Origin of the sequence: Streptomyces sp. NPDC088194 (assembly GCF_040702025.1) — a bacterium.
Classification (GTDB): domain Bacteria; phylum Actinomycetota; class Actinomycetes; order Streptomycetales; family Streptomycetaceae; genus Actinacidiphila.
Window position 1 is genome coordinate 132013 of the sequence record NZ_JBFBIV010000014.1, and the last position, 8579, is coordinate 140591.

The 8579-nt window shown below is 77.0% G+C and carries 5 protein-coding genes; all 5 read left to right on the top strand.

Translation table 11 applies throughout. The features are described from left to right. Positions 1 to 35 precede the first annotated feature (35 nt). The 5 genes from AB0399_RS10650 to fxsT are packed head-to-tail and all read left to right on the top strand — an operon-like array spanning position 36 to position 8514. On the top strand, positions 36 to 413 hold the full coding sequence (locus AB0399_RS10650; protein ID WP_328469166.1) for a CU044_2847 family protein: 378 nt from the start codon (positions 36 to 38) through the stop codon (positions 411 to 413). Continuing rightward, on the top strand, positions 410 to 1495 hold the full coding sequence (locus AB0399_RS10655; protein WP_366410990.1) for an AAA family ATPase: 1086 nt from the start codon (positions 410 to 412) through the stop codon (positions 1493 to 1495). The genes AB0399_RS10650 and AB0399_RS10655 overlap by 4 nt, the downstream gene beginning before the upstream one ends. Continuing rightward, positions 1492 to 3474: a magnesium chelatase gene (locus AB0399_RS10660; protein WP_366410991.1), complete on the top strand. Its 1983-nt coding sequence runs from the start codon at positions 1492 to 1494 to the stop codon at positions 3472 to 3474. Before AB0399_RS10655 ends, AB0399_RS10660 begins: the two co-directional genes overlap by 4 nt. Beyond that, positions 3461 to 4927 (top strand): CHAT domain-containing protein, encoded by a 1467-nt coding sequence (locus AB0399_RS10665; protein WP_366410992.1) that lies wholly within the window; start codon positions 3461 to 3463, stop codon positions 4925 to 4927. Before AB0399_RS10660 ends, AB0399_RS10665 begins: the two co-directional genes overlap by 14 nt. After that, positions 4924 to 8514 (top strand): FxSxx-COOH system tetratricopeptide repeat protein, encoded by a 3591-nt coding sequence (gene fxsT, locus AB0399_RS10670; protein ID WP_366410993.1) that lies wholly within the window; start codon positions 4924 to 4926, stop codon positions 8512 to 8514. Before AB0399_RS10665 ends, fxsT begins: the two co-directional genes overlap by 4 nt. Positions 8515 to 8579 lie beyond the last annotated feature (65 nt).

Sequence of the window (8579 nt, forward strand, 5' to 3'; positions counted from 1 at the left end):
CGCGCACGCCACAACCGCCATGGGGGACGAGGAACATGTCCATAGTCAGCGGCCCGCCCGCCACCTCGGGCGCGCCGCCCGTCTACGTCCAGGTCGAGCCGGGCCCGGCCGCCGTGCCGGGTCCGGTCGGCCCCGCCGAAGGGGTGTACTCCGGCGAGACCCGCGGCAACCCCGCACGGCGCGTCGCCGAGCTGTCCCGCGACGTGTACGAGGACGGCATCGCGCTCGCCTGCCGCTGCGCGGAGATCGCCGCCACCCGCTTCCGGGCGCTGCCGGACGGGACCCGGCCGGACGAGGTCGAGATGCAGGTGGGCATCAAGCTGGACGCCTCGCTGGGCGCGTACGTCGTGCAGAGTTCGGCGGAGGCCCAGTTACAGGTGACGTTCCGCTGGCAGTCCGGCACCGCGTCGTGACGGCCGGGACGGAGCGGGGCGAGGCGGAACAGGGCGACGCGGGGCAGAGCGACGCGGGGCAGGGCGACGCAGGACAGAGCGACGCAGGACAGAGCGACGCGGGGCAGGACGCACCCGAGCAGGGGGACCCGGGGCGCGGGGGAGACGGCGGGCCGCCGCGGGGGATCGCGATCCTGCCGTACAGCTACGTCGTCGGCCAGGACGAGTTGAAGCTCGCGCTGGAGCTGAACTACATCGCGGACGCGATCGGCGGGGTGCTGATCTCCGGCCAGCCCGGCACCGCGAAGTCCACCGTGGTCCGGGCGTTCGCGCTCATGGCCCGCGGCCGGCTGCCGGTCACCCTCACCATCGACGCGACCGACGACCGCGTACTCGGCGGCTGGGAGCTGAACGCGCTGCTGCGCGGCGAGACGAGGGAGCAGCCCGGACTGCTGGAGGCCGCCCACGCCGACGGCCTGCTCTACATCGACGAGGTCAACCTGCTCAACGACCACGTCGTCAACATCATCCTCGACGTCTCCTCGACCGGGGTGCTGTCCGTGCAGCGCGAGGGCATCGACAAGGTGATGAGCGTCAACTTCGGGCTGGTCGGCACGATGAACCCCGAGGAGGGCGGGCTGCGGCCCCAACTCCTGGACCGGTTCGGCCTGATGGCCACCGCGCAGCCGCTCGACGCGGACCAGCGGCACGCCATGCTCCGCGCGGTGCTGCGGTTCGACGAGGAGAGCGGCGACCCCGGCTCGGCCTGGCTCGCCGAGGGGCACCGGCTCGACCGGGAGCTGCGCGAACGGCTCCTCGCGGCCCGGGCCCGGCTCTTCGACGTCGAGGTGCCCGACGCCGTGGTCCGGCGCTGCGCCGACATCGCCGCCGCGCTCCAGGTGGTCGGCCACCGCGGCGAGGTGGTCATGCTCCAGGCCGCCCGCGCGCACGCCGCCGCCGAGGGTGCCCCCGCGGTGACCGCCGCGGACCTGCGGGCGACCGCGCCGCTCGCCCTGCGGCACCGCCGGCCCGAGAGCACCCACGGCGGCTCCGCCGACTGGACCCCCGACGACCTCGCCCGCCTCGACGACCTCCTCGCATGACCCCGCCCGACACCTCGCCGCCCGGCACCACGCCCCCTGACGCCACGCCCGCCGGCAGCACGCCGCAGGGCACCACGCCTGCCTTCGACCGCCTCCTGCGCGTCCTCGCCTGCGCCGCCGCCGACCCCCGCCTCACCGGCGTCCTCCTCTTCGACGTCCCGCCCGAGCTGGCGGCTCCGGTCGCCGGCGTGTTCGCGTCGACGGCCATGGACGCGGTCCCGCGAGGGGAGCCGGCCGGCATCCGCAACGGCCTTCCCGGGCAACGGGGTTCGGCCGCGGCCGGAGGGCCGGTGGTGCGGTTGGGCGCCGGGGTGCGGGAGGACGACCTGTGGTCGCGTACGAGGCTGCGGCCGGCGGGCGGCCGGATCACGTTGGAGGTGCTCGGCGGTGACCTGGTGGAGGCCGACCCCGCCGCGCCGCCGCGGGTCGTGGTCGTGTCGGACCTGGCCCGGTTGCCGCTGCCCGGACTGCGGGCGGCGGTCACGGTGCTGGGGGCGGACGTCGCGGCCGTCGAACGGCACGGGGTGAGCGAGGTGTGGCGGCCGCGGGCCCGCTGGCTCGCGTTCTGCCGTACGGAGGACGCGGGCCGGGTCTCCCCGCACCTGTTGGACCGCTTCCCGCTGCGCCTGGCGGTGCCCGACCTGCGGCTGCCCGCGGACCCGGTGGCCGCCTGGCGGGCCAGCGGCGTACGGCAGGCGCTCGTGCGGCTCGCGGCGCGCGCCGCGGCCGACGGCAGGGCCTGCGGACCGCCGCTCGACGAGGGCGCCCTCGCCCGCGCGGCCGACCTGGCGCCGGGGGAGCGGCGAGCCGTCGCGCTGGCCCGGATCGCCCGCGCGCTGGCCGTACTCGGGGAGGCCCCCGCCCCGGCCACCACCGCGGAGCACGTCACCGAGGCGGCCCGCCTGATCGGGCTCGCGCCGGGTGGCGCCCATCGTCCCGCGCCCGGCAGCCCCGAGGAGCCCGCCGAGCCGCCGCGCGACGAGCCCCTGCCGCCCGCGGAAGCGGCCCCCGCCCGCCCCGCGCGCGGCTCCGAGCCCGGCACCGCCACCCGCACCGCCGAACTGCCCGCACCCGGGCCGGAGGAGCCGCTCGGGCCCCTCGCCGACCACGCCCCCGACCCCCCGGGCGGCGACCCCTACCCGGAGGACGAGGCCGAGCCGCTGCGGGAGTTCGCGCCGCTGCGCGCGGCGTGGCGCCGCGACGCGGGCCCGGCGGCCGACCGCGGACCGGTCACCGGCATCCGCCGGGCCACCGACCTGCGGGACCTCGCGCTCGTGCCCACCGTCATCGAGGCGGCCAAACACCAGTGGCTGCCCGGCCGCACCCGCCGCCGCGGCGACGGCGTCGTGATCAGCCCCGCCGACCTGCGCAGCCACGCCCGCGCCGTGGAACCCGAGCGGATGCTGGTGCTGCTGCTGGACCACACCAGCCGGCCCGAGTGGGAGTGGCCGCAGGCGCTCGCGCCCTACGTGCAGTGGGCGTACGCGGCCCGCGCGACCGTCGCCGTCGTCGAGGTCGGCGGCGCGTCGGCCGCCGACGAGCTGCGCGCGCAGGCCTTCCACGCCCGCAACGTGCTCGACCCGCGGCTCGCCGAAGCGCTCTACCGGCCGCCGGGCCGGGCCACCCCGCTGGCCCACGGGCTGCTGCTGGCCGCCCAGTTGGTGCGCCGCGCGTTCCAGCAGCAGCCGACCGCGCTCGCCGAGGCGTGGCTGGTGGTGGCCAGCGACGGCCGCGGCAACGTACCGCTGCGCACCAGCCTCACCGGCCGGCACGACGGGCCGGTGGGCCGGCGCGGGGTGCAGGACGCGCTCGCCGCCGCGGGCCAGTTGGGCGCGCTGGGGCGGATGCGGCTGCACTGCGTCGTGCTGGACACCGGCGCGCAGCCGTACGCCGAGCTGCCGTTCGAGCTGGCCGACGCGCTCGGCGGGAGCGTGGTGGCCGGCCCCGGAACGCGGGGGGACGCCGATGCCGCCCTCTGACCGGATGCGGCGGGCCGCCGAATGGCTCACCGGAGGCCGCGCGGTGGGCCCGGGCAGCGGGCCGCGCAGCCCCCGGCCGGAACGGCTGCCCGCGCCCCGCCCGGCGCGGGCACCGGAGGCCGCCGTGCCCGACGGCGCGCCCGACGTGCTCGGCAGCGTCGCCGCCGACCCCACCGAACGGCTGCCGGACGGGCTGGCCCAACTCCGCGTGCAGCGGGTGCGATCCGGCGACGACGAGCCCGCCTACCTGCTCACCGGCGCCTGCGGCGGCCCGCCCACCCGGCCGTACCTCTCGCGCGCGCCCCAACTGCCGCCCACGAACATCAACCTGGACCGGGTGCGCGCGGGCGGCGCCGTACCCAGCCAGTTCTACCGCGCGGTGCGCCACTGGTCGCACCGGCAGCGCCCGCTGGTCGGCTGGCTCAACGAGCAACGGGACCGGCACGGCACCGCGTTGCACCTGGTGATCTGGGACGACACCGCGTACGAGATCCCGTGGGAGATGCTGCTGCTCAACGACGACGGAGGCACCGGGCCCGACCTGCCGCTCGGCGCCGCCGTGCCGGTCGCGCGCTGGACCACCATCAGGGAACTCCAGCGCCCGCTGCTCGACGAACCCGCGCACTGCTCGGGACGGGTGGTCGGCTACTTCGACGAGCGGATGCGCCAGGACATCGGTGCCTTCTCGCCCTTCGAGCACGAACCGCACACCGACGTCGACGGGTTCCTCGACTGCCTCGACGAACGCCGCCGCGGGAACGGGCCGTCGGCCGCGCCCGGCACCCCGGACCGGACGGGCGGCGCGGCGGGGGAGTGCGGCGCTGCGCCCACCGGGCCCGGCGGCGCGCCTGACGCACCCGCCGCGCCTGACGCACCCGCCGCGCCCGGCGCGGACCCCGGGATCGGCCTGGTCTACATGGGCTGCCACGGCACCCACGGCAAGCGCATCGACGACCTGACGGCGGGCATGCTCACCTGGTACGAGATGGACGAGCCGGCGATGAGCGCGCTGCGCGGCGGCAGCGGGACGGGCGGCACCCTGGTGTGCCTCAACGTCTGCCACTCCGGCCGGCTGGTGGACAACAGGGGCGGCGGTGAGGACGCGTTGCGCGGCTTCTCCGAACTCTTCCTGCGCAAGGGCGCCAAGGCGTGCATCGCCACCCGCGGCGAGGTCGAGGAGACCGAGGCGCGGGCCCTGCTCGGGCACCTGGTCGAGCACGCCCGCCGCTCCCCCGACCAGCCGCTCGCCCACATGCTCCGCGACTTCCGGGCCCGCGCGGTCAAGGATCTGCCCCGCCAGATCCCGCGCACCCAGGAAGCCGGCGGCGGCCAGGACGTCGAAGCCCAGCGCCGCGTGCTCTCGCTGCTCCACCACTTCATGTACGTCTACTACGGCCACCCGCAGACCACCCTCCAACTCGCCCCCCGCCGCCCGGGATCGGCGGCACCGTGAGCGGCGAGGGCGCGCGGCTGCGCGTCGAACCCGTCGTCGGCCGGCCCCGCGTCGCGGAGGCGGGCCGCGGCTACCTCGTCACCGTCGACCTGCGCAGCACCTGCGATCCCGACGCATGGCCGTACGAGCAGGAGGAGTTCGCCTTCGGGATCGCCCTGGACGGCAGCCCGCACCTGGTCTGCGAGGCGCTGGGACACCCGTCCGTGGTGCTGCACCGCTTCGGCGGCACCTACGGCCCGGCGCGGTTCGTGGTCACCGCGGGCGCCGAGCCGGGCCCCGCGCTGCTGCGGCTGTCGGTCTTCAACGCCCACGGGGTGCCGGTGCGTACGGCCGGGCTGCCGGTCGAGGTGGTGGCGGCGGGCACGGGACCGGCGGACGGCGCGACCGAGGGCGTCCCGCTGCGGGTGGCGGCGGGCGAGGGCGAGGGCGAGGCCGCGGGCGGCTACGGCGAAGGGGCTTACGGCGAAGGGCCGTACGGGGGGCTGACCCCGCCGCCGGTGGTCGCCGCGCCCGAGCCGGCGCCCGAGCCGGCACCCGACCCCGCACCGGACGCCGAACCCGAGCCGGACACCGGCCCCGAGCCCGCTCCCGCCCCCGACGACGCCCCGCACACGCGCGTCACCATCAGCTACGCCGGCACCGACCGGCCCTGGGCGGTGTGGATCGCCCACCGCCTCGAACGCCAGGACGTCCAGGTGTCGATGCAGCGCTGGGACGTCGCCGCCGGCGCCGCCGGTGCCGCCGTCGAGCAGGGGCTGCGCGACCTGCTGCTGTCCGGGGGCCGGGTGCTGGTGGTGTTCAGCGAGTGGTACTTCCGGCTGGGCCCGCGGGACCCGGACGAGTGGAACTCGGCGCTGCGCGCGGTGGTGCCGGACCACAGCGACCGCTTCGCCGCGGTCCGCGTCACCGCCGCGGAACTGCCCTCGGCAGCAGACCTGTTGGGGGTCGTGGACCTGCGGGACATGGACGAGGTCGAGGCGGAGCGGCGGGTGCTGGCCCGGCTGGGCGTCCCGTCGCGGCGCACGTCGCCCGACGACACCCTCGGCGGCTCGGGCGGCTGGGGCGCCCCGCGCTTCCCGCTGCGGCCGCCCGCGGTCTGGGGCGGGGTGCCGCGCCGCAACTCCCGCTTCACCGGCCGCGAGGACGTGCTCGCCCTGCTCCACCGCCGGCTCACCGAGGCCCCGCCGGGCGCGGCGGTCAGCGCGCTCATCGGCCTGTCCGGCGTCGGCAAGACCCACGTCGCCACCGAGTACGTCCACCGCTTCGCCGGCGAGTACGACGTGGTGTGGTGGGTGCGGGCCAGTGAACGCGGCAGCCTGCGCGAGCAGTTGGCCGGCCTGGCCCCCGTCCTCGGCCTGGTCACCGGGCGGGAGTACGGCGAGCGGCTGCGCGCGGTGCGGGACGCGCTGCGCCGGGGGGACCCGTACTTCCGCTGGCTGGTGGTGCTGGACGGCGCCGACCAGCCCGAGGAGGTCCACGACCTGGTGCCGACGGGGCCGGGGCATGTGCTGATCACCTCGCAGAACCGGGAGTGGGGCGAGTACAACAGCGCGCTGATCGAGGTGCCGGTGTACGACCGGGACGAGTCGGTGGCGTTCGTGCGCCGCCGCGCGCCCCGGCTGGACGTCGCCGACGCGGACAAACTCGCGGACGCGCTGGGCGACCTGGCGCTGGCGCTGGACCAGAGTGCGGGCGCCCTCGACGACTCGAACATGCCGGTCGACGAGTACATCGGGATGCTGCGCCGCGGCGCGGACGTGGAGTCGGGCCTGAAGATCTCCGCGGACTTCCGGATGACGTACTTCGGAGCGTTCTCGATCGTGCTCGACCGGCTGCGCGAGGACACGCCGGAGGCCGTTGACCTGCTGCGGCTGTGCGTGTTCTTCGCGCCGGGGCCGGTCCCGGTCCGGCTGCTGCGCGACCTGCCGATCCGCGACGTGCCCGAACACATCGCCGGGCTGATGGACGACCCGCAGCTGTGGAACTCGGCGGTCAGCAAGCTCGCCCAGTGGTCGGTGATCCACTCCGTCCCGCCCGAGACCGACAACGAGGAGTCGGCTGGCGCCGCCGAGGTCATCCAGATGCACCGGCTGGTCTACCAGGCGGTACGGGCCGACATGCCCCAGGAGGAGCAGAACCTGTACTCCCGGGTGGTCCGCAAACTGTTGGTCGCCGCCGACCCCGGCCGCCCCAACGAGCCCGCCCGGTGGCTGCGTTACGCCGAGATCGTGCCGCACCTGGCGGCGTCCGGCGCCCTGGAGTCCGCCGATCCGGCCGTCCAGACCACCGTGATCCGCTGCCTGCGCTACCTGTTCCTGTCCGGCGAGTACGGCGCCGGCCTGCGTATCGCCAGCCGCGCCAACGAGCACTGGCCGCAACTGCTCGACCCCGGCGACGCCCGGCTGTGGGACCTCGCCCACAACCGCGCCAACCTGCTGCGCGCGCTGGGCGAGTACACCGAGAGCGAGGCCCTGGACCGGGACGCCTACGAACGGCTGCGGGCCGACCGCGGCGGCGCCGACCTGCTGGTGCTGCGCGCGGCCGGCAGCCTCGCCGCCGACCTGCGCCACCTCGGGCAGTACCGCGAGGCGCTGGACTTCGCCGAGCTGGTGCGCACCGGCTACGCCCGGATCGGCGACGAGGCGGGGGAGTTGACCGCACAGAACAACACCGCCGTCACCTTCCGCCTGCTCGGCCGCTACGGCGACGCGCTGGCCCTGGACGCGCGGACCCTGGACGCGCAGCGGGCCCGGCTGGGCGCCCGCCACTCCCGCGCCCTGTCGTCGGAGGACTCCTACGCCCACGACCTGCGCCTGCTCGGCCGGTTCGAGGAGGCGCTGCGGGTCCAGGAGGGCAACTGCGCCCAGCACGCGGAGGTGTTGGGCCCGGACAACCCGCAGTCGCTGCGGGCCGAGCACAACCTCGCGGAGTGCCAGGGCCAGGCCGGCGACGGGCCGAGGGCGTGCGCGACGCTCGGGCGGCTGATGAACCGGTGCGAGCGGGTGCTCGGCGACACCGACCCGCTGACGCTGCGGGTGGCCGCGTCGTACTCCTGCTACGAGCGCGAGCACGGCGACCTGGACCGGGCCCACGAGCTGGCCGCCGCCGTACTGGCCCGCTACCGGGGGCAGTTGGGCGACGGGCACGCCTACACCGCGGGCGCGCTCGCCAACCACGCGCTGGTGCTGCGGGTGGCGGGGGAGCGGGAGGAGGCGTGCGAGCAGGCCGAGGCGGCGCTGGCGGCGATGGCGCGGGCGGTCGGCGCCGGGCACCCCTGGACGGTCGGCTGCGCCCTGAACGCCGCCGTCGCGCAGGGGGAGACCGGCGACCCGGCCGCGGTCGGGACCGCCCAGGACGCGGCCGCCCGCGCCGAACAGGCCCTCGGCGCCGCCCACCCGCTGGCCGTGCTGTGCCGGCTGGCGCACGCCGCCGCCCTGCGCCACGCGGGCCGCGCCGACGCGGCGGACGCCCTCGACCAGGAGGCCCTGCGCGCCCTCACCGGCGCCCTGGGGCCCGGCCACCCGCGCGCGGCGGCGGCCAGGGCCCGCGCCCTGCCGTTCTGGGACTTCGAGCCGTTCAGCGCGTAGCCCCGCAGCCTCGCAGTCCCGAGCCCCGCAGTCCCGCAGTCCCGCAGTCGTGTCGGCGCGCAGCC

What these genes read in the sequence shown, in the direction of transcription:
- AB0399_RS10660 (WP_366410991.1), top strand. Translation starts at nt 1,492, where the DNA reads ATGACCCCGCCCGACACCTCGCCGCCCGGCACCACGCCCCCTGACGCC.
- AB0399_RS10665 (WP_366410992.1), top strand. Translation starts at nt 3,461, where the DNA reads ATGCCGCCCTCTGACCGGATGCGGCGGGCCGCCGAATGGCTCACCGGA.
- AB0399_RS10650 (WP_328469166.1), top strand. Translation starts at nt 36, where the DNA reads ATGTCCATAGTCAGCGGCCCGCCCGCCACCTCGGGCGCGCCGCCCGTC.